The 19,359-nt window shown below is 66.3% G+C and carries 16 protein-coding genes; 6 read left to right on the forward strand and 10 right to left on the reverse strand.

From position 1 onward, the window contains the following. Nucleotides 1–230 precede the first annotated feature (230 nt). The gene (locus AC1HIY_RS15390) at nt 231–2,405 is read left to right on the forward strand and encodes a LysM peptidoglycan-binding domain-containing protein (protein ID WP_479577688.1); all 2,175 of its coding nucleotides are present in this window, start codon (nt 231–233) and stop codon (nt 2,403–2,405) included. 154 nt (nt 2,406–2,559) lie between these two features. Further along, nucleotides 2,560–4,836 carry a carbohydrate binding family 9 domain-containing protein gene (locus AC1HIY_RS15395; protein ID WP_479577689.1) on the forward strand — a complete coding sequence of 759 codons (2,277 nt, stop codon included), beginning with the start codon at nt 2,560–2,562 and terminating at the stop codon, nt 4,834–4,836. An 88-nt stretch (nt 4,837–4,924) separates the two neighbouring features. On the opposite strand, the gene AC1HIY_RS15400 is transcribed toward AC1HIY_RS15395, so the two are convergent. The 8 genes from AC1HIY_RS15400 to AC1HIY_RS15435 all read right to left on the reverse strand — a co-directional run bounded on the left by AC1HIY_RS15400 (nt 4,925) and on the right by AC1HIY_RS15435 (nt 13,716). Then, the gene (locus AC1HIY_RS15400) at nt 4,925–5,521 is read right to left on the reverse strand and encodes a DJ-1/PfpI family protein (RefSeq protein ID WP_479577690.1); all 597 of its coding nucleotides are present in this window, start codon (nt 5,519–5,521) and stop codon (nt 4,925–4,927) included. 44 nt (nt 5,522–5,565) lie between these two features. Continuing rightward, nucleotides 5,566–6,270: a Dph6-related ATP pyrophosphatase gene (locus AC1HIY_RS15405; RefSeq protein ID WP_479577702.1), complete on the reverse strand. Its 705-nt coding sequence runs from the start codon at nt 6,268–6,270 to the stop codon at nt 5,566–5,568. Then, nucleotides 6,270–6,932 (reverse strand): HAD family hydrolase, encoded by a 663-nt coding sequence (locus AC1HIY_RS15410; protein ID WP_479577691.1) that lies wholly within the window; start codon nt 6,930–6,932, stop codon nt 6,270–6,272. The genes AC1HIY_RS15405 and AC1HIY_RS15410 overlap by 1 nt, the downstream gene beginning before the upstream one ends. A 79-nt stretch (nt 6,933–7,011) precedes the next feature. Further along, nucleotides 7,012–7,317 carry a hypothetical protein gene (locus tag AC1HIY_RS15415; protein WP_479577692.1) on the reverse strand — a complete coding sequence of 102 codons (306 nt, stop codon included), beginning with the start codon at nt 7,315–7,317 and terminating at the stop codon, nt 7,012–7,014. A gap of 114 nt (nt 7,318–7,431) precedes the next feature. Continuing rightward, complete coding sequence (locus tag AC1HIY_RS15420; protein WP_479577693.1) at nt 7,432–10,794, reverse strand: efflux RND transporter permease subunit; 3,363 nt, start codon at nt 10,792–10,794, stop codon at nt 7,432–7,434. Nucleotides 10,795–10,869: 75 nt separating this feature from the next. Further along, nucleotides 10,870–11,949: an efflux RND transporter periplasmic adaptor subunit gene (locus AC1HIY_RS15425; protein WP_479577694.1), complete on the reverse strand. Its 1,080-nt coding sequence runs from the start codon at nt 11,947–11,949 to the stop codon at nt 10,870–10,872. 32 nt (nt 11,950–11,981) lie between these two features. Beyond that, a complete protein-coding gene (locus tag AC1HIY_RS15430; RefSeq protein ID WP_479577695.1) occupies nt 11,982–13,328 on the reverse strand; it encodes a TolC family protein in 1,347 nt (448 codons plus the stop codon). A gap of 79 nt (nt 13,329–13,407) precedes the next feature. Continuing rightward, entirely contained in the window at nt 13,408–13,716 is a 309-nt protein-coding gene (locus tag AC1HIY_RS15435) for an ArsR/SmtB family transcription factor (RefSeq protein WP_479577703.1), read from the reverse strand. Between the two features lie 435 nt (nt 13,717–14,151). Between AC1HIY_RS15435 and AC1HIY_RS15440 the strand changes: the two genes are divergently transcribed. After that, nucleotides 14,152–15,384, forward strand: coding sequence for a hypothetical protein (locus tag AC1HIY_RS15440; RefSeq protein WP_479577696.1), 1,233 nt, complete (start codon nt 14,152–14,154; stop codon nt 15,382–15,384). Nucleotides 15,385–15,559: 175 nt separating this feature from the next. On the opposite strand, the gene AC1HIY_RS15445 is transcribed toward AC1HIY_RS15440, so the two are convergent. Next, a complete protein-coding gene (locus AC1HIY_RS15445) occupies nt 15,560–15,964 on the reverse strand; it encodes a DUF4332 domain-containing protein (protein WP_479577697.1) in 405 nt (134 codons plus the stop codon). Between the two features lie 407 nt (nt 15,965–16,371). Between AC1HIY_RS15445 and lysM the strand changes: the two genes are divergently transcribed. Next, complete coding sequence (gene lysM, locus AC1HIY_RS15450) at nt 16,372–16,821, forward strand: peptidoglycan-binding protein LysM (RefSeq protein ID WP_479577698.1); 450 nt, start codon at nt 16,372–16,374, stop codon at nt 16,819–16,821. A 95-nt stretch (nt 16,822–16,916) separates the two neighbouring features. On the opposite strand, the gene AC1HIY_RS15455 is transcribed toward lysM, so the two are convergent. Then, nucleotides 16,917–18,155, reverse strand: coding sequence for an allantoate amidohydrolase (locus AC1HIY_RS15455; RefSeq protein WP_479577699.1), 1,239 nt, complete (start codon nt 18,153–18,155; stop codon nt 16,917–16,919). 84 nt (nt 18,156–18,239) lie between these two features. Between AC1HIY_RS15455 and AC1HIY_RS15460 the strand changes: the two genes are divergently transcribed. Together AC1HIY_RS15460 and AC1HIY_RS15465 are read left to right on the forward strand one after the other, a co-directional pair. Further along, on the forward strand, nt 18,240–18,494 hold the full coding sequence (locus AC1HIY_RS15460; RefSeq protein WP_479577700.1) for a hypothetical protein: 255 nt from the start codon (nt 18,240–18,242) through the stop codon (nt 18,492–18,494). Between the two features lie 155 nt (nt 18,495–18,649). After that, complete coding sequence (locus tag AC1HIY_RS15465) at nt 18,650–19,258, forward strand: hypothetical protein (RefSeq protein ID WP_479577701.1); 609 nt, start codon at nt 18,650–18,652, stop codon at nt 19,256–19,258. The last annotated feature ends 101 nt before the right edge of the window (nt 19,259–19,359 follow it).

Raw genomic sequence — 19,359 nt, forward strand, 5'->3', positions numbered from 1 at the left:
CGATATAAACAGGAGCGGATGCGGCGGAAGCGCGGGCGGCTGCCCTTCCGGAGCGAACGTCTCTCTCATGGAGAAGCCCTCCGGCGCTTCCCTGAACAAATGGACGCCGGAGGGTCTTGTAAAATATCGCCGAAGTTGTTATTGTTTATGCCCAAAGACCGGGGTCGCTAAGGTATTGCTTTAATCACTTCGCCTTTCGCCCGTTTCCTCATCAAACCGAGAGACCGCCTGTGCGCCGATCCTTGTTTTTTGCGCTGCTGATAGGCCTTTCCCCCCTCCTCTTTGCGCCGGCTCAGGGGCAACCGGCCCCCCAGGCGTCTTCTTCCGCCGTGACGCGGGCCGAGGTCTTGCCGCCGGATTCTCCCGCGCTTCAGTCGCTCGAGGCGCATCCGATGCTCGTGCACGCGCCGGGCGACACGCTCTCGGAGCGCCAGACGCTTCGCCTCATCGGGCGTCTTTACCGGTATCAGTCGGATCTTTTGCTGGCGCAGGCCGAGCGTGACCCGGATCGGACCGAATCGCTGCTCGACGCGGCGATGACCGAGTTGGGCACGCTGATGCATCGACCCGGCATCATGGAACGCCCGCGCTTTCGCGAGCTTTACCGCACCCTCGTAGCCGAGTATGAGCGCTATTATGGCTCCACGGACACGCTGACGCTTCCGTACGGCAACATCTTCGGGATCCGCGCCGAGATGTTCGCGCTGATGGACGAGCTCGACGAGCCGTTGCTCGAAGACGTCGACCGGCCCGAGGTGCGACGGTTCGAGACCACGATCCCGATGACGATGAACCGGCTCGTGGAGTCGTCCATCGCGTATCTGAAGAAGGAGCCGGACAAGCACATCAACCACTGGCTCAGCCGCGCCGAGACGTACTTCCCGATGATCGAGCAGATCTTTGCCGAGGAGGGCGTGCCGGACGAGCTGAAGTACCTCGCGATGATCGAGAGCGGACTCAACCCGCGCGCGCGGAGCTGGGCGCGGGCCGTCGGGATGTGGCAGTTCATCGCCGCCACGGCGCGGGCCTACGGACTGCACATCGATGCATGGGTGGACGAGCGGATGGACCCGGAGAAAGCGACGCGCGCGGCGGCCCGGCATCTGCGCGAGCTCTACGAGATCTACGGCGACTGGCACATCGCGCTGGCCGGCTACAATTGCAGTCCCCGGTGCATCAAGCGGGCCATCCGCCGGGCGGAGGCGAAGACCGGGCGGAAGGCAACGTTCTGGGACATGTATCCCTATCTCCCGCGCGAGACGCGAAACTACGTGCCCATGTTCATTGCCGCCTCGCTGATGGCGTCGAACCCGGCGTCGTTTGGGCTGGAGCCGGCGCGTCCGGGGCCACGCTATGCCTACCACTACGTGCCCGTGCAGGGGGCGCTTCGGCTGAGCACCATCGCCGAGTTGACGGGGACCGACGTGAACACGATCCGCGCGCTCAATCCCGAGCTCCGGCGCGGGAGCCTGCCCCCCTCCACGCAGCCGTATTATCTGCGAATCCCGCTCGGCACGTACGAACGCTTCGCCGAAGGCTATGCCAACCTGCCCGAAGACGCCTACCTGACGGCGGGCGAGTACGTGGTCCGGCGCGGCGACACGCTCGGAAAGATCGCGCGGCAGTACGGCACGAGCGTCGGGCAACTCATGCGAGACAACGGACTACGGAGCACGCGGATCGGCATCGGGCAACGCCTCGTGGTGCCGGTGCCGAAGTACGACAGCGCCGTGCCCGTGCCCGCGCTCACGGCAGCGGACAAGATGACGGTCGATTACGGCACGCGCACCCTGCGCCCGCTCGCCGTCTCGGAGAGCGTCGCGCAGGAATTGCGGCAACGGCAGAGCTCGCCGCCGGTGGTCAAGGCGAGCGCACCCGCGCCCGAGCGCACGGAGCCGGCAAAGGGCGAGACGCGCGTCGTCTACCGCGTGCGTCAGGGCGACACGCTCAGCGAAATCGCCGCGAAGTACGGCGTCGGCGTCAGCAGCCTCAAGCGGTGGAACAAGCTGCGCGGCAGCCGGATCAGGACCGGACAGCGGCTCACCATCTACACCTCCGGCGGCGGCTCGGCCACGGCGGAGGCGACCCCGAAGAAGAGCGCGCCGAAGAAGATCACGTACAAGGTGCGCCGGGGCGACACGCTCAGTGAGATCGCCGTGCGACATGGCGTCTCGATCAAAAAACTGCGGCAATGGAACAACCTCCGGGGCTCGCGCATCCGCGTCGGCCAACGCCTGACGATCTATCCGGGCAATGTGGGTGAAACGACCCATCTCGTGCGCCGGGGCGACACCCTCGTCGAGATCGCCAAGCGATACGGCGTCTCGGTCACGGATCTGAAGAAGTGGAACGGGCTGCGTTCGAGCATGATACGCCCCGGCCAGGAGTTGACGATCCGCATCTAAGGGCGGCCGCTCGCGCACCGGGTTCCGGCTCGGGAGGCATCTCAAACGGCATGCATCCTTCCGCAGGGATGGGCGTATAGGTGGGGCTGTGTCGTTTTTCAACGTTCCGGCTCCTCGCGGCCGGGCCTCCTCCCGTTCCGGTTTCCCACCCTCCATGCATCGAATCGTCTCCCGCTTGCGCATTGCCCTTGCCTTCATGCTCCTCGCGCCCGTGTGGGCCGGCAACGCGACCGCCTCTCCGCAAAATCCCCTCCTGCTGCCGCGCCTTCACGGGGAAATCCACCTCGACGGCTTCAGCGACGAACCGGCGTGGCAGGCCATCGAGCCGCTGCCCCTGACGATGTTTCAGCCGGTCTTCGGAGGCGAGATGACCGAGCGCACCGAAGTCCGCATCGCCTACGACGATCAGTACCTCTACGTCTCCGGACGCCTCTACGACAGCGACCCGGAAGGCATCCGGGGCAACACCCTCTACCGAGACCGATACTCCGGCGACGACGTGTTTGCCGTCATCCTCGACACGTTCAACGACAACGAGAACGCCCTGTGGTTCTTCACCACACCCAACGGTGTCCGCTTCGACATCGCCGTCTCGAACGACGCCGAGTTCAGCGGCGGCAGCCCCTTCGGCGGCGTCATGAATGCGAGCTGGAATACGTTCTGGGACGTGGCGACCGCCCGCACCGACGAGGGCTGGTTCGCCGAGATGCGCATCCCGTATTCGAGCCTCGGGTTCCAGGATCAGGACGGCGACGTCACGATGGGGCTGATCGTGTATCGCTTCATCGCGCGGAAGAACGAACGCCACATCTTCCCGGCAATCCCGCCGAACTGGGGCCTGGCCTTCGCCAAGCCGTCTCAGGCGCAGGACGTCGTGCTCAAAGGCGTCCACAGCCAGAAGCCGCTCTACATCACCCCGTACGTCCTCGGCGGTCTCGGGCAGGCCTCCGAACTCGACGCGACGGGCGCCCGGTATCGCCTCAACAACGACGTCACGCGCAACGTCGGGCTCGACGTCAAATACAGCCTCACGAGCAACCTCACGCTCGACGCCACGATCAACACCGACTTCGCACAGGTGGAGGCGGACGATCAACAGGTCAACCTCACGCGCTTCTCCCTCTTCTTCCCCGAAAAACGTCAGTTCTTTCAGGAACGCGCCGGCATCTTCGACTTCTCCACGGGCCGCGTCGATCGGCTCTTCCACAGCCGCCGCATCGGGCTCGACCGGGGCGAAGAAGTCCGCATCCTCGGCGGCACACGGCTCGTCGGGCGCGTGGGCGGATGGGACGTCGGCTTCATCGATATGCAAACCGAGCGCACCACGCTCGAGACGAGCGACGGCTTCGACAAAATTCCCTCCGAAAACTTCGGCGTCCTTCGGCTGCGGCGGCAGGTGTTCAATGAGAACTCGTACGCCGGCGGCATGGCGACGAGCCGCATCGGCGACGACGGATCGTACAACGTCGCCTACGGCCTCGACGGCATCTTTCGCATGTTCGGGCAGGATTACCTCACGCTGCAATGGGCGCAGTCCATCGAGGACGACGTGGTGCGGGCGCAGGCGTTCGACTTCTTCGACACGGGGCTCTTTCGCGCCCGGTGGCAGCGGAGGGGGCAGCAGGGACTCACGTATACGGCCGCGCTGACCCGCTCGGGGGCGGATTATAACCCCGGCATCGGCTTCGTCACGCGCCGCGCCTTTACACAGCCGTTCGGCGCGTTGTCCTACGGGTGGTTTCCCGAAGGCGACACGCCGGTCCGTCGCGTCACGCCGAGCGCCTTCGCGTCCGTGTATTTCCGAAACGAGGACGGCTCGCTCGAATCGCTCTTTGCCTCGCATCAGTGGAGCGTCGAGATGAAGTCGGGCGATCAGTTCAGTCTCGGCGGGCAGCTTCAGGTGGAAGATCTGGAGCAAACGCTCTTTTTCCCCGAAGACACCGAGGTGCCCGCCGGGCGCTATACGTTCACACGCGTTCAGGGCTCGTACCGGATGAACAGCGGACGCCTGCTCCGGGCAAACGCCAGCGCGAGCGCCGGGTCGTTCTACGACGGCTGGCGCGTCGAGGCCTCTTTCGGCCCGACGTGGAACGCTTCCCGGCATCTCGAACTCGGCGGTGACTACCAGTTCAACCGCGTCCGCTTCCCCGACCGGGACGCCGGCTTCGACGTGCACCTCGTGCGTCTCCGCGTTCAGGCGGCGCTGAACACGAAGGTCTCCGCCAACGCCTTCCTTCAGTACAACAGCTCCGCCGACCTCGTCTCGGCCAACGTGCGCTTTCGGTACAACTTCCGGGAGGGCAACGACCTGTGGATCGTGTACAACGAAAACCTGAACACCGAACTCGGACGCATGGGGTCGCAGCCGCGCCTGCCGCTGACCGACAACCGCACGATCCTGCTCAAGTACACCTACACGTTCGGGGGATGAGGCCCGCCGATCCGGCTTTGTGAAACGAAGAAGCCTGCCCTCCTCATCGGAAGGCAGGCTTTTTTGTGTGCCGATTCGAGATCACGCGTCAGGCTTCGACGGCCTCTTCGTGCGTGATCCGCGTGCCGAGCACTTCGAGGAACTGGGCGAGCCACTTCGGGTGGGCGGGCCAGGCGGGAGCCGTCACGAGGTTGCCGTCGGTGACGGCCTCGTCCACGGCGACGTCGGCATAGCGGCCGCCGGCGCGAGTGACGTCGGGGGCGCAGGCGGGATAGGCCGTGCACGTCTTGCCCTCGAGCACGCCGGCGGCGGCAAGCACGAGCGCACCGTGACAGATGGCCGCGATGGGCTTGTCCGCCACGTCGAAGTGCCGCACGATTTCGAGGACGCGGTCGTTGAGGCGGATGTACTCCGGCGCGCGTCCGCCGGGGATGACGAGGGCGTCGTAGTCGCGCGCGTCAATCTCATCGAAGGCGGCGTTCAGCGTGAAGTTGTGGCCGCGCTTTTCGGTGTACGTCTGGTCGCCTTCGAAGTCGTGCACGGCGGTCTTCACCGTCTCGCCCGCCTTCTTGTCGGGACAGACGGCGTGCACGGTGTGCCCCACCATCTGAAGCGCCTGAAACGGAACCATCACTTCGTAATCCTCGACGAAGTCGCCCACGAGCATGAGAATCTTTTTGGCCATGGCAATACCTCCATTGAGCTGTTTGAAACCCTGGAAATCGTCTGTTATTCGATAGTCTCGAATCGTCCCGGAGTTCCGGTTTCGAGGCGAAGAACGTCGGCGAAGACGAAGCCGTCGCGGGAGACCCTTTCGCCGGTCTCGACGGGGATCGGGTGGGTGAACATCGGGCCGTCGAAGGCGAAGGTGTGGAACGCGCCCCGCTCGCCGCACGGGTCCACTTCGGGCGGGAGATCGGCGAGGAGGTCGTGGTCGAAGGGGCGGCCCGCAAAGGAGGCGTCGAGGCGGCGGGGATCGACGCAGGTGAGGAGCGCGCGAAGGCCGCCGGCGAGCATGGCGCGGGCCAGCCGGGGCGTGGACCGGCCCCAGAGCGGGAAGAGCGGCGCGACGCCCGTGTCTTCGAAGAGCTTTTCCCGGTATGCCCGCACGTCTTCGAGGAAGAGGTCGCCGAAGGCCATGTGGGTGACGCCGTCGCGCTTCGCCGTCTCGGTGAAGGCGCGCACGGCTCGTTCGTACGCGTCGTTCGGGCACGGATACGGGATCTCGACGATGTGGAGCGGAAGCCCGGCGGCCTCGGCCTGCGCGTGCACGAGCTCGCGCCGGACGGCGTGCATCGCCACGCGGTCGAAGGGACGGGTCACCGTGGTGACGAGGCCGGCGACCGTCACGCCGGGCGTCCGGCGGAGCACGTGAAGCGCCCACGCGCCGTCTTTGCCGCTGCTCCACCACAGGAGCGTTTTCTTGTGCGTGATCATGATTCGAGCGTGATCGTGAGACGTCCGGGGACGCCGGCGGGGAGGGAGCGAATGCGAACGTCGGTGAGGCGGGCGAGGCGGGCGTCCGCGTGCGGAAAGGCCCCGGGCGGATGGGTGGTGGTGAGGGCGAGGGCGCTCATGCCGGCGGCCTTCGCCGCGTCGATGCCGGCGGGGGCGTCTTCGAGGACGAGGCAGCGCTCCGGCGCGAGGCCGAGCCGCGCGGCGGCCGTGAGGTACGGCTCCGGGTCGGGCTTGCCGCGCCGCACGTCGTCCGCCGTGACGAGCACCTTCGGCCACGGCAATCCGGTGTGCCGCAGGCGCGTGGTCGCCGTGATCCGGTTGCCGGAGGTGACGACGGCCCACGCATCGGGAGGCAAGGCATGGAGCATCTCCGCCGCCCCCTCGAACGCGCGGACGCCCTCGGTGTCCGTGCCCTCTTCGAAGGCGAGCCGCGTCGCCTCGGCGGCGGCGTCGAGGTGCGGCGCGAAGTCGCGGATGAGGTCGACCATTCGTCGCCCGTGGAGCCGCCTCACGAGCATCTCCGCATCGAGGCCGTGCCGGGCGGCCCATCGCCGCCAGTGCCGCTCGATGCACGCCGAGGAATCGACGAGCACGCCGTCGAGGTCGAAGAGGAGGGCGTCACAGGTCCATCGGGGCATGAGGCTCGGCAGGTTTCGTGGCAGGCAGCGGTTCAAAGGAACGCCGACGCTTCATCAGGCGCAAGCCTTGCCCCACGGTTCACACGCTTCGCTCGACCGCCATCTGAAAAGCCCGGATGGGGCCGGCAAGGTCGTGCTCGCGGTTGTATGCGTCGATGGCGTCGATCAGTTCGGCGGCCTTGTCGTCATCGACGAAGGCGAAGGTCAACTTCGAATAGATCGGCGTGTGCGCCCGCCCGAACCAGTTCAACGGCGTCCGCACGTTTTCGTCGAGGCGATAGCCCTGCACTTCCGTCTCACTGAAGACGGGGATGCGATGTTCGGCGTAGAGCCGTTCGAGCACTTCGGCATACTGTTCCACACTCATAATGACGACTAATTTCATCGGAGCTCCTCCTTTCCGGTTCACATCGGGCAATTGATGGGGCGATTCAGGGAAACGGTGTCGGTACGGCGAACAACAGAGGGCGCGCGGCGAGGCAACCCGTGCGGACGCGGGTTATGGGTGGCCGGAAGGCGCCGCTTCCGTGGATGCTTCTTCGCCGCTTGCCACGGCTTTCCCGGACGATGGCGCTTCGGGCGCGCCCGGCGTCGGGGTCGGAGGTTCCTTCGCGGCGACCGCCACGTGCCCGTCGCCGGCGGGTGCGTCGAGCGCCGGGGCTTCGGGATAATGGCGAGACTGCACCATGAAGTAGATCAGCGGCACGATCAGCAGCGTCAGCGCGGTCGAGGCGAGGGAGCCGCCCATGAGCGAGATCGCCAGCCCCTGAAAGATGGGGTCGAAGAGGATGACCACCGCGCCGATGACCACCGTGCCCGCCGTCAGCAGGATCGGCATGGTCCGCACGGCGCCGGCTTCGATGACGGCCTGCTTGAGCGGCGCGCCCTCGTCGAGCCGCAGGTTGATGAAGTCGATGAGCAACACCGAGTTTCGCACCATCACCCCGGCGAGCGCGATCATGCCGATCATCGACGTGGCGGTGAAGAACGCGCCGAGCAGCCAGTGCCCGACGAGGATGCCCACGAGCGACAGCGGAATCGCCACCATGAGCACGAAGGGCGCCGTCAGATCCTGAAACCATCCGACGATGAGCATATAGATGATGACCAGCACCACGGCGAAGGCGATGCCGAGGTCGCGGAAGACCTCGTACGTGATGTGCCACTCGCCGTCCCATTTGAGCGCGAAGTTCTCCTCGTCGGCGGGCTGCCGGGTATACAGTTCGCCGAGCCGGTATCCGGCGGGCAGCTCGATGGAGCGGAGCTTTTTCTGGAGGTCCATGATGGCATAGACGGGGCTCTCGAGTTGGCCCGCCACGTCTCCGGTCACATAGATCACCCGCTGCTGGTTTTTGCGATAGATGGCCTTGTCCCGGGTCTGCTCCCGGATCGTGACGAGGTCGGCCACCGGGATCAGCGTTCCGCTCATGGCCTGCACGTGCAGGCGTTTGAGGTCCTCCAGCCCGGTGCGGTCCCGCCGGGCCAGGCGCAGTGTGATCGGCACGGTGGCCACGTCCCGCTCCTGATAGAGCGTCGAGGCGTCCATGCCGCCGAGCGCCAGCGCCATGGCGTCCACGATGCGTTGCGGCGGGACCCCGGCCAGGAGCGCCTTCTCCTTGTCGATCTCAAGCTTGTATTCGACCTGATCCGCCTCGACCATCCAGTCCACGTCCACCACGCCGTCCGTGCTTTCGAAAAGGTCTCGGACCTGCCGGGCCACGTCGCGCTGCGCCTCGTAGTCGGGACCGTAGATCTCGGCGACGAGCGTCGAGACGACGGGCGGGCCGGGCGGCACCTCGGCGATCTTCACGTTCGCGCCGTACCGCGCGCCGATGGCCTGAAGGGTCGGCCGCACCCGCCTGGCGATGTCGTGGCTTTGCAGGTCGCGCTCGTCTTTGCCGAGGAGGTTCACCTGAATGTCGGCCACGTTCGCGCCCCGGCGCAGATCGTAGTGCCGCACGAGGCCGTTGAAGTTGATCGGCGCGGCGGTCCCGGCGTATGTCTGGAACGTCACCACCTCCGGCTGTTCGGCGAGGTAGGCGGCAAGCTCGCGCGTGACGGCGGCCGTGCGTTCGAGCGTCGTGCCCTCGGGCATGTCCACGATCACCTGAAACTCGTTCTTGTTGTCGAACGGCAACATCTTGACGGCCACCATCTTGAAGTAGAACAGGAGCGTCGAAGCCGCCAGAAGCACCGTCACGCCGCCGATGAAGAGCCACCGCTTGCCGGCGCTTTCGAGCATCGGGCCGATGGTGGCGGCGTAGATTTTATAGATCGGCGTCTCCTCCAGGCGATACGTCTTTTCCTGGTTGTGCGGCTTGCTTTCCTCACTTTTGAAGAAGCGGTAGGCCAGCCACGGCGTGATGATCAGCGCCACGAGCAGGGAAAAGAGCATCGCCATCGAGGCGCCGATGGGCATGGGACTCATGTACGGCCCCATCAGCCCGGAGACGAACGCCATCGGCAGCACGGAGGCGATGACCGTGAAGGTGGCGAGGATCGTCGGGTTGCCCACCTCATTGATCGAGTAGAGGGCCGCCTGAAGGAAGGGCAACCGGCGCATCTTGAAGTGCCGGTGCATGTTCTCGGCGATGATGATCGAGTCGTCGACCACGATCCCGGTGACGAACACGAGCGCGAAGAGGGTGATGCGGTTCAGCGTGTAGCCGAACATGTAATAGACGAAGAGGGTCAGTGCGAAGGTGATGGGGACCGAGAGGAAGACCACCAGCCCGCCGCGCCAGCCCATGGCCAGCCCGACGACGAGCGTGACGGCGAGGACCGCCCCGAGCAGGTGCATGAGCAACTCGCCCACCTTTTCCGAGGCCGTCTCGCCGTAGTTGCGGGTGACGGCCACGTGCACGTCCGACGGGAGGAGCGAGGCTTCGAGCGTCTCTACCTTGTCGAGGATCTGCTCGGCGAGGCGCATGGCGTCGGCGCCGGGGCGCTTGGCGAGGGCAAGCGTGACCGCCGGCGCGACGCCTTCGGGCCGGGCCGCAGACGCGTACGCCGCGCCCGCGCCGAAGCCCACGTACTGCACCGGCTCCTCCGGCCCGTCGATCACCTCGGAGACGTCCCGGAGATAGACCGGGCGGCCGTCGTGGACGCCCACCACGAGGTTCGCCACGTCGTCCGACGAGGTGAGGAAGTTGCCCGTCTCAACGAGGTATTCGGTGTCGTTGGCCGAGAAGCTTCCGGCGGCGCGTCGGGCGTTGGCGCTCCGAATCATTCCGGAGACGGCGATCGGGTCGAGGCCGAAGCCGGCGAGCCGGTCCGGGTCGAGCGCGACGCGTATTTGCCGGGCGCGCCCGCCGATCAGATGCACGGCGGCCACATCCTTGATCTTTTTGACCTCCGCCGAGAGCTCTTCGGCGATCCGTCGAAGCTGGAAGTCGTCGTACCCCTGGCTCCAGAGCGTCAGCGCCAGCATCGGCACGTCGTCGATGGAGCGCGTCTTGATCAGCGGCAGGGTCACGCCCGGCGGCATCTGATCCATGTGCTTGACGATCTCGTTGTAGAGCTTGACCAGGCTGCGCTCGACGTCTTCGCCCACGTAATACCGCACGATGAGCATCCCCTGCCCCGGCATCGAGGTGGAGTAGACGTACTCGACGCCTTCGATGTTGGAGGCGATGCGCTCGAGCGGCTCGACGACCCGGCGCTCGACCTCCTGCGGACTCGCGCCCGGATACCCGACGAAGATGTCGGCGATGGGCACGTCGATCTGCGGCTCTTCCTCACGCGGCGTCAGCCAGGCACTGTAGAGGCCGATGCCGAGGAAGGCCGCCATCAACAGGGGCGTCAGCTTCGAGTTGATGAAAAGCCTGGCTATCTGTCCCGCAAAACCTGATTTCGTCGCCATGATACCGGGTAAATGTTTCGATAGATGAAGGGGCAGCGTCTTTCGGGGGCGCCCGCCCGCCGCCGTCTCTTTTTGTCAGTTCAGGATCCGGACCTTTTGCCCGTCGATGAGCCGTCCTTCCGAAACGGCCACGTATCGCTCGCCCTCACGCAATCCGGAGAGCACTTCCACTCGGTCGCCGAAGCGTTTGCCGGTGCGCACCCACCGCAGGAGCGCCCGGTTTTCGGGATCTACGGTGAAGAGGCCGGTGAGCTGTCCCCGGTGGAGAAGCGCTGTTTCGGGCACGGCGATCACGGCGCGCGCGCCCCGGCGCACCACCACACGGGCGTACATGCCCGACTTGAAAGCAGCAGTGTCTCCCAGCATCCGCACGTGCACCTCGAACCGGCGGCTGGCGGAACGGGCCGAGGGGTTGATCCGGGAGATGACGCCGCGCGCCGTCCGGTCGCCGGGCGCGCCCACCTCCACGTCCACCGTGTCGCCCACGGCGAGGCGGTCGATGTCGCCTTCGGGGACCTGCGCGACGACCTTCAGGCGCTGCGTGTCCTCGACCACGAGCAGCGGCGCGCCGGGCGCGGCAAGGTCGCCCTCCTCGGCCCGTTTCTGCACCACGTACCCCTCGAAGGGCGCCGTGACGACGGTGTAGCCGAGCGCTTCCTCGACCTCATCGAGCTTGCCGCGCAGCGCCGCCACACGCGCCTGCGCCACCTCGTAGCCGGTGGCGGCGTCCTCGAACTCTTTCTTCGTGGCACTTTCCGCCTCAAAGAGGGCCTTCATGCGGAGGTAGTTCGTCTCGGCGTTGGCGAGGGCGGCCTCGGCCTCTCGCAGGTTGGCGAGCACCTGCTCCTTCTGCGCTTTCACGTCTTCGCTCCGGAGCCGCACGAGCGTCTGCCCGCGCCGGACGCGGTCGCCCTCCTCCACGCGGAGGTAGGCGATGCGGCCCATCATCCGGGTGCTCAGTTGCACCCGGCTTTCTCCCTGAAGCGTGCCGGGGTAGCGGTGAGCCGGGGCCGTCTGCATCGGCTCCACTTTTTGAAGGCGGACCGGCGTCGGAGCGGACGCCTCGGACGCAGGCGCTTCGTCGCCGCCACAGGCGGTCAGGCCCAGGGCAACGATCAGGCTGAGGGAGGAAAGGATGAAGGTGGTCTTTCTCATGGCTGTGTCGTCAAGGATGGAAGGTTGCGCACTCATTCGGCCAACAGAGGGCGTTCGAGCAAAAGTTCGAGTTGAAAAACGTTCACGTAATAGCGATAAAGGGTCTCCAGATGCGCCAGCTCCTGGTTGGCGAGCAGGACCTCGGCGTTGAGCACGTCGGTGGTCTTTTCGAGCCCCTGCGCATAGCGGTCCGTGCGGATGCGCAGGTTTTCGCGGGCCTGCGCCACGGCGGCCTGCGCCAGTTCGAGTTGCCGTCGCGTTTGCTCGATGCCGCGCCGGGCCGCGTCGATCTCGACCTGGTTCCTCAGGGCCTGATCCTGAAGCGCGATCCGGCTTTTCTGAAGCTCGGCCTTCGCACGCTCGACCCCGGCGATCTGCCGGAACCCGTCGAAGAGGTTCCATTGGAGCGTCGCGCCGAAGGTCCAGCTCCGGCCTTCCGCACCGAAGAGGGCGCCGCCGTTCAGGTCATAGCTCCCGAAGAGGTTCAGGCGCGGCAGGAAGCGCAGCCGTCCGGCCCGGAGGGCCTGCCGGGCCGCCTCGTTTCGGAAACGCAGCGCCTGCATGTCGGAGCGGTTCCGGTTGACCGCCTGCACGTCGACGTCGCCGAGCGACACGGTGCGCGGCTCCAGCTCGTCGGTCGGGGCAAGCGTCACCGCTTCCTCGATGCCGAGCAGGTAGCGCAGCTCGTCCGAAGCGTTTTGCACGGCAATGACGGCGCCGCTGTGCTTGCTTTCCAGGTCGAGGACGCGGACGCCGGCTTCCAGCTTGTCGGCCCGGGTGATGAGCCCCTGCTCGAAGAAGCGGTCGGCCTGCGCCCGGTTGGCCCGCGCAGCCTCCAGCGCCGCCTCGATGACGGCGAGGCTGCGCCGGGCCAGCACGAGCGCGTAGTACTTCCGCTTGACCTGAAACGCGACGTATTGCCGGGTGCGCTCCACTCCGTAGACGGCGGCCCGGGCCTGCTCCCGCGCGGCGCGGTGTTGAAAGAGGCCGTCCGGGTTCAACACCGGCTGCCGGAACTCGAAGCGCGTCGTCATCAGATCGGTCCGGCCCGGATCGTTGAGCAGCGCCGGGTTGAAGTCGGCCTGCGTGACGATCTCGCGCCTGAGCTTGAAACCGAACACACTGAGCGGGTCGTTCGTCGTCGTGGCGGACTCCGAGATCGAGAGTTGGGGCAGGAAGGCGGCCCGGGCCTGATGCGCGCCGGCCTGCGCCGCGCGCGCGTCGGTCTGCGCCCGGAGCACCTCGAAGTTCCGGCGCTGCGCCCGTTCGAGCGCTTCCCCGAGCGAGAGCGGGCGTTCCTGCCCGCGCGCCGGCGCGAAGCTCATCAGCGCGATCCCCAGCCCGAGCGCCAGCGCCGGCCGCATCAGGCGTGAAAGCATATGGTTGACCATGATTTTTCCGTTTGTGTGCGAACGAAAGACACGAGGTGCGGCGCAGCCCGGCGTCTGCCCGGCGGCCTCAGCTCGACGCTCCGTCGAGCGGCGCGAAAGCGAGCAGGCACAGCCCCGGCAGTTCCGGCGCGTCGAGGCGGTAGAAAACCCGCGTGCCTTCCCGCCGGCGACGCACCAGCCCCGCTTCGGTCAGCGCGTGCAGATGCTTGCTCAGGTTGGGCTGCCGCAACCCGGTCGCCTCGACCAGCTCCTGAACGCTTCGCTCTCCATGCGCGTAAAGCTCATTCAAGATCATCAGACGGTGCGCCTCCCCCAGCACCCGAAAGCGGTGGGCCAGCGCCTCGAAAGACCTTTGCGGAACGAGTTCCCTGTCCATCACGTCACGCCGGGGCTTCCTGGAAGGTTTGTGGAGAGGCGGCTTATACCACAATATTCCTATTTGGTTGTATATAAAATAAAATTCCCCCTCGATTTTTCGAAAGCCGGAAGCGACGAAAAGGGGATTGCCTTACCAAATAAGCCGTTTTTGCCCTCAAACGGCTGGTTTCTTAAGAGCTTGAAGACCGCGTGAATTAATATACTACATGCTTATAATATAATGAAGTGACGAACAAGAGAAGCCGAGAACCTCGTTGGAGCGCGCGGGAAGGCCGGCGCGTGGATACCCTTTTCCCTGCCGATCCCGTACCTTGAGCGGTCCGTCTTTCTCGAACCTGCCCGATCCCCCATGCGTCCGCCCGCCCTGACCCGGCTCTTGTGCACACTGATCCTGTGCGCCGGTTGCGCCTCCTCCCCTTCCCCGAATGATGCCATGAACGATGTCGCCGTCGATTATGTGAAGCTGGTGCTGGCCGTAGGGCAGCACGACGACGCATACGTGGACGCCTATTACGGACCCGAGGCGTGGCGTGAGGAAGCCGAGACCCACCCCCGTTCACTCGACGACATCCGCGCGGCGGCAACGGCGCTCCTCGACCGCCTCGACGGGGTGGACGTGTCGGGAGAAACGGAGATCGTCCGGCTCCGACTCCGGTACCTCACCCGGCAGCTTCAGTCGATGACGGCGCGTGTGGATATGCTTGGCGGCAAGCGCTTCACGTTCGACGAAGAGGCCCGGGCGCTCTATGACGCCGAGCCGCCCGTCTATCCCGAAAGCCACTTCCGGGCGATCCTCGACGAACTCGAAGCCCTGCTCCCCGGCGACGGGCCGCTCGTCGAACGATACGCGCGCTTCAAGGCCGACTTCATCATTCCCGGGGACCGGCTCGACGCCGTGTTCACCGCCGCCATCGACGAGGCGCGCCGCCGCACGAAAGCGCACGTCGCGTTGCCCCCGGACGAGAGCTTCGTGCTCGAATACGTGACGGACAAGCCGTGGAGCGGATACAACTGGTATCAGGGCGGCGCACACAGCCTCATCCAGATCAACACGGACCTGCCCGTCTACATCGACCGCGCCATCGACCTGGCCTCGCACGAGGGCTACCCCGGTCACCACGTCTACAATGCGCTCCTCGAAAAGCACCTCGTCGAGGAGCGCGGATGGGTGGAGTTTTCGGTGTATCCGCTTTTCAGCCCGCAATCGCTCATCGCCGAGGGGAGCGCCAACTACGGCATCGAGGTGGCCTTTCCGAAGGCGGAGCGGCTTGCCTTCGAGCGCGAGGTGCTCTTTCCCCTGGCCGGCCTCGACCCGGAGCGGGCCGCCGCGTACCACGCCGTCGAGGAGCGCGTCGGGAAGCTGAGCTATGCCGGCAACGAAGCCGCCCGCCGCTATCTCGACGGGGAGATCGACGCCGAGGCGGCCGCGGGCTTTCTGGCGACGTACGCGCTCATGCCCCTCGAGCGGGCCCGGCAGCGCGTACGTTTCATCGACACATACCGGAGCTACGTGATCAATTACAACCTGGGCCGAGACATGGTGCGCGCCTACGTGGAGGCGCACGGAGGCGCCGACGATCCGGAGCGCCGGTGGGAGGTTTTCAAGGCGTTGCTCTCCTCGCCGCGCCTGCCCTCCGGCCTCGTGACGGAGGGAAAGCCCGCGTGATGCGCGATCCCGGCCTGTCGCGATCACTGCCGACGCCGCCCGCTCTCCTGTGCACAGACGTTGAACGCTCCATGCACGCCCCGGCGACCCGACACGGCGCAGCGCTCCCGGTTCGTGGCCCCGTGCTTCGGTCTGTATGATGCGCCGGCAGACCAGCCTTCCCCCGCGGGGGGCGTCAGTGCGTCACGGTGCGGTCGAGGGTCTTGGCCTGCTCGATCCAACGCTCTACCTGCGAGAGCGACGGAGTCTGGCGCACGAGCTTCTTCTCGGCGTTGACCGCTTCCATCTTCGCGTGGAGGTTGGCGGCATTGCGACGGGCCAGTTCAGCGACCGTATCGACGCCGGCGGCTTCCATCAACTCGGCATACTCTCCGCCGACGCCTTTGAGGCGCATCAGATCCGCGTGATTGACGAAACGCAGGATCCGCTTGCCGTCGATGCCGGTCGCCTCGGCCAGTTCCTTGCGCCCTTTGGCCGTGCGGCCCTTCTCGAGCAGCTTTTCCACGGACCCGACCCCGGCGCTTTTGAATTTCTCTGCCAGCGCTTCGCCGATGCCTTCGATGGTCGTCAGTTTGGACATGATCGTATTCCTGTTTGAATGAAAAGGGATGTGTAAGCTTCCATGCAAAACGCCACGGTCCTATTTCCACCTTTCACCTTCGAGGTCTCGACAGACCGGAGGCGGGCGGCAGGGCCGTGACCGTCCCCCGGTCTCTCTTCAGGGATCGTGCCATGACGCGCAGGGGGGCAATAAGCGGCTCCGGCAACGCGAAAGTGTCGGGGAGATGTCGTATAATCACACAGAGCCTGGCGGTGTGTGCTGTATGATTATTCTACGGGCCTAGGCCAGCCCTGCGAATCTGACCATTTTTACGCCGGGTATCGAGGCGCTACGAGTGTTGGCATCATCTTCGTGAACAGTCATTTGGTATAGCCGCAGTAGCCTCTGCGCCAGATCATTCAAGTTTATAGATATGAGGACCACAAATGGGAATTTTTAGCTTTCTGAAAAACATCGGTAAAAAGGTTGGCCTCGGCCGGGAAGCCGAGGAGATCAAGCAGGACATCGTCGAATCGTTGGGCGACAGCGTAGAAGGCCTGGTCGTGAAATTCGACGACGGTACGGTGACGCTGACCGGCACGGTTGACTCCCCGGCCGCGCGCGAGAAAGCGGTGCTGCTGGCGGGCAACGTCGAAGGGGTGGAGAAGGTGGAGGAGCACCTGACGGTGCGCGTCGTCGTGGAGGTGGTCGAAGAGCCGGTCTTTTACACGATTCAGCGTGGAGACTCGCTCTCAAAGATCGCCAAAAAGCAATATGGCGACGCCATGAGGTGGCCGGCCCTCTTCGAAGCCAACCGCGAAGTGATCAAGGATCCCAACCTGATTTACCCCGGACAACAGATTCGTATTCCCCGTCTGGAAGAACTGAACGCGTGAGCGTTCCCGGAACGCCTCCCTCCCAGAGGCTTGTGGAAAAACAGCGCGCCGCCCTACGCCGACGCGCTGTTTTTTTTGCGCCGAGACGCTCGTCGTCATGCGCCACCGGCGAGCGAGAGGAGGGTGTGGAGCAATACGTTCGCGCCTGCTTCGAGGTCTTCCGGACGTGTGTATTCGGCGGGACTGTGGCTGACGCCGCCCACGCTCGGAACAAAGATCATCGCGGTGGGGCAGCGGGCGGCGACGATGCCCGCGTCGTGCCCGCCCCCGCTGACGAGGGCCTTCGCCGGGTAGCCGAGCCGCTCCGCCGCCCGCGCGATGGCGGCGCGGACCGTCGCGTCGAAGGCGACGGGCGGCACGCGCACGAGCGTCCGGGCTTCGACCGCGACGCCCTCCTCGGCGGCGACGGTTTCGGCAAAGGCTCGGAGCCGGGCCTCGGCCTCGCCGAGCGCCCCGGCGTCGGGGTTGCGCAGGTCCACCGTGACGGCCGCCTCGCCGGGGATGACGTTGGCCAGGTTGGGCACGAAGGTGAGCCGTCCGGCGGTGGCGCGCTGAAGCCCGCCGAGGGCGCGGGCCACCTCGCGCACGTGCCGGGCGAGGCAGACGGCGGCGTATCCGGCATCGCGGCGCAGGTCCATCGGGGCGCCGCCGGCGTGGTTCGTCTCGCCCTGAAAGCGGAACCGCAGCCACGTGATGCCCGGCACGCCCGTCACGAGGCCGACGGGCACGCGCGCGGCTTCGAGCACCGGCCCCTGCTCGATGTGGACCTCCACGAAGGCGTGGAGCGGGAGCTCGCGGAGGTCGTCCGTTCCGGCATAGCCGGTGGCGTCGAGGCTCGCGCCGACCGTCCTCCCTTCGGCGTCGGTGCGGGCGCGGGCCTCGGCGAGCGGGAGCGCGCCGCAGAAGACTTTGCTGCCCATGAGCGCCGGTGAAAAGCGCGCGCCCTCCTCGTTGGCGAAGGCGACGAGCGCGAGAGGCCGCCGGGTGGTCACGCCCGCATCGGCGAGCGTCGCCAGCGCCTCCAGCCCGGCCACGACGCCGAAGGCCCCGTCGTACCGCCCGCCCGTGGCCACGGTGTCGAGGTGCGAGCCGGTCATCACCACCGGCCCGTCCTCCCGCCCCGCGCGGAGCCCGACCATGTTGCCGAGGCCGTCGATGCGCACCTCGAGACCGAGCGCCCGCATCCGCGCTTCGACGAAATCGCGTCCGGCCTTGTCCTCGCGCGTGAAGGCGAGCCGTCGCACGCCGCCGTCGCCGGTTCCGCCGATCTGGGCCAGGGCATCAAGCGCGGCGTGCATCCGCCCGGCATCGATGCGCAAAAGCGGTTCGTTCATGAGCAAAGACGATCGACAGAACGCACCCGGCTCGGGCACGTTGGAGAGAGAAAGGGTTTTCGTGAATCAAATGACCGCATGACGATGAAAGATCCAAACGAAGCCGATCCGACCCCTTCCGGGGCAGCCGACTCGCCCGTCGATCCGATCGAGGAAGCCGTCGAGGAGTCTTTCCCCGCCAGCGATCCCCCCGCGTGGACTGCCGGCGCAAACGATCCCCTGCCCGCCGATCCGCCCGTCGACCCCGTGGAAGAGGCGGGCGAGGAGTCTTTCCCCGCCAGCGATCCCCCCGCATGGACGGGCGCCTCAGCGACGCCGGACGACGCCGCCGAGGAATGACGGTTCCGGGGTCTGCCCTCGCGGTTTGAAGAACGCCGGACGACGTTTCGGGCAGGCGTCGCTTTTGGGTTTCCGATTTTCGATTTTGGAGCCTATTCTTGCGACGGGCGTGTGAGCCCCCGACGCATCGTGAGTTTTTTCATCCGGAATCGATCGTGCACCTCCGAAACTGCCTTCGTACGGGTCTGGCGGCCGTCGCGCTCGTCGTGAGCGCGGCGGGGACGTGCCTCGGGCAGGCGACCAACCTCGCGCGGTATGAGGAGATGGCCGTCGCGTGCCTCTCGGCGGTCCCGGACACCGCGCGGACGTTCCGCCTCGACGCCCCCGACGCCATGCCGTACCTTCGCGCCGCGCTCGTGTCGCGGTGGCAGTCCGAGGGCCGGGTGATCTATCGCCCGGATGCGCCGGCGGCGGAGGCGTTGCCGTGGCTCCGGTATGCGATCGAGGAGGCGCGGGTGACCTATGCGAAAGCTCCGGACCATCGGCTCGCCCGCACCGTGACGCTCGCGCTCCGGTATACGTTCACCGGCGCAGACGGGCGCATCCTCCGCGACGACCGTTGCCGGGACGTCCGCGCCGACACCATCCGAAGCGCCGACCGCGAACGCGTGGAGACGGCGGCTTTCCCCGAGACCCAGGCCCCGCCGCCCGAGGCCGGATGGGTCCGGCGATACCTCGAGCCCGCCGTCATCACCGCCGCCACCGCCGTGGGGATCTACCTCTTCTTCACGCTTCGGAGCGACCGCACAAACAACGGAGGATGAGCGATGGGGACGCCGGACGGAACGGGAGGGGGTCGCCGGGCGCACGGCCGTGCGCTTCGGGGGGTCGCCGCGCTGCTCGCGCTCGGCGCTTGGGACTAGCC

It is taken from the genome of Rhodocaloribacter sp. (genome assembly GCF_056451265.1).

Excerpts from the sequence above, each read along its gene's own strand:
- AC1HIY_RS15395 (WP_479577689.1), top strand. The coding sequence starts at position 2,560 with ATGCATCGAATCGTCTCCCGCTTGCGCATTGCCCTTGCCTTCATGCTC.
- AC1HIY_RS15400 (WP_479577690.1), bottom strand. The coding sequence starts at position 5,521 with ATGGCCAAAAAGATTCTCATGCTCGTGGGCGACTTCGTCGAGGATTAC.
- AC1HIY_RS15410 (WP_479577691.1), bottom strand. The coding sequence starts at position 6,932 with ATGCCCCGATGGACCTGTGACGCCCTCCTCTTCGACCTCGACGGCGTG.
- AC1HIY_RS15415 (WP_479577692.1), bottom strand. The coding sequence starts at position 7,317 with ATGAAATTAGTCGTCATTATGAGTGTGGAACAGTATGCCGAAGTGCTC.
- AC1HIY_RS15420 (WP_479577693.1), bottom strand. The coding sequence starts at position 10,794 with ATGGCGACGAAATCAGGTTTTGCGGGACAGATAGCCAGGCTTTTCATC.
- AC1HIY_RS15425 (WP_479577694.1), bottom strand. The coding sequence starts at position 11,949 with ATGAGAAAGACCACCTTCATCCTTTCCTCCCTCAGCCTGATCGTTGCC.
- AC1HIY_RS15430 (WP_479577695.1), bottom strand. The coding sequence starts at position 13,328 with ATGCTTTCACGCCTGATGCGGCCGGCGCTGGCGCTCGGGCTGGGGATC.
- AC1HIY_RS15435 (WP_479577703.1), bottom strand. The coding sequence starts at position 13,716 with ATGGACAGGGAACTCGTTCCGCAAAGGTCTTTCGAGGCGCTGGCCCAC.
- AC1HIY_RS15440 (WP_479577696.1), top strand. The coding sequence starts at position 14,152 with ATGAACGATGTCGCCGTCGATTATGTGAAGCTGGTGCTGGCCGTAGGG.
- AC1HIY_RS15445 (WP_479577697.1), bottom strand. The coding sequence starts at position 15,964 with ATGTCCAAACTGACGACCATCGAAGGCATCGGCGAAGCGCTGGCAGAG.
- lysM (WP_479577698.1), top strand. The coding sequence starts at position 16,372 with ATGGGAATTTTTAGCTTTCTGAAAAACATCGGTAAAAAGGTTGGCCTC.
- AC1HIY_RS15455 (WP_479577699.1), bottom strand. The coding sequence starts at position 18,155 with ATGAACGAACCGCTTTTGCGCATCGATGCCGGGCGGATGCACGCCGCG.
- AC1HIY_RS15460 (WP_479577700.1), top strand. The coding sequence starts at position 18,240 with ATGAAAGATCCAAACGAAGCCGATCCGACCCCTTCCGGGGCAGCCGAC.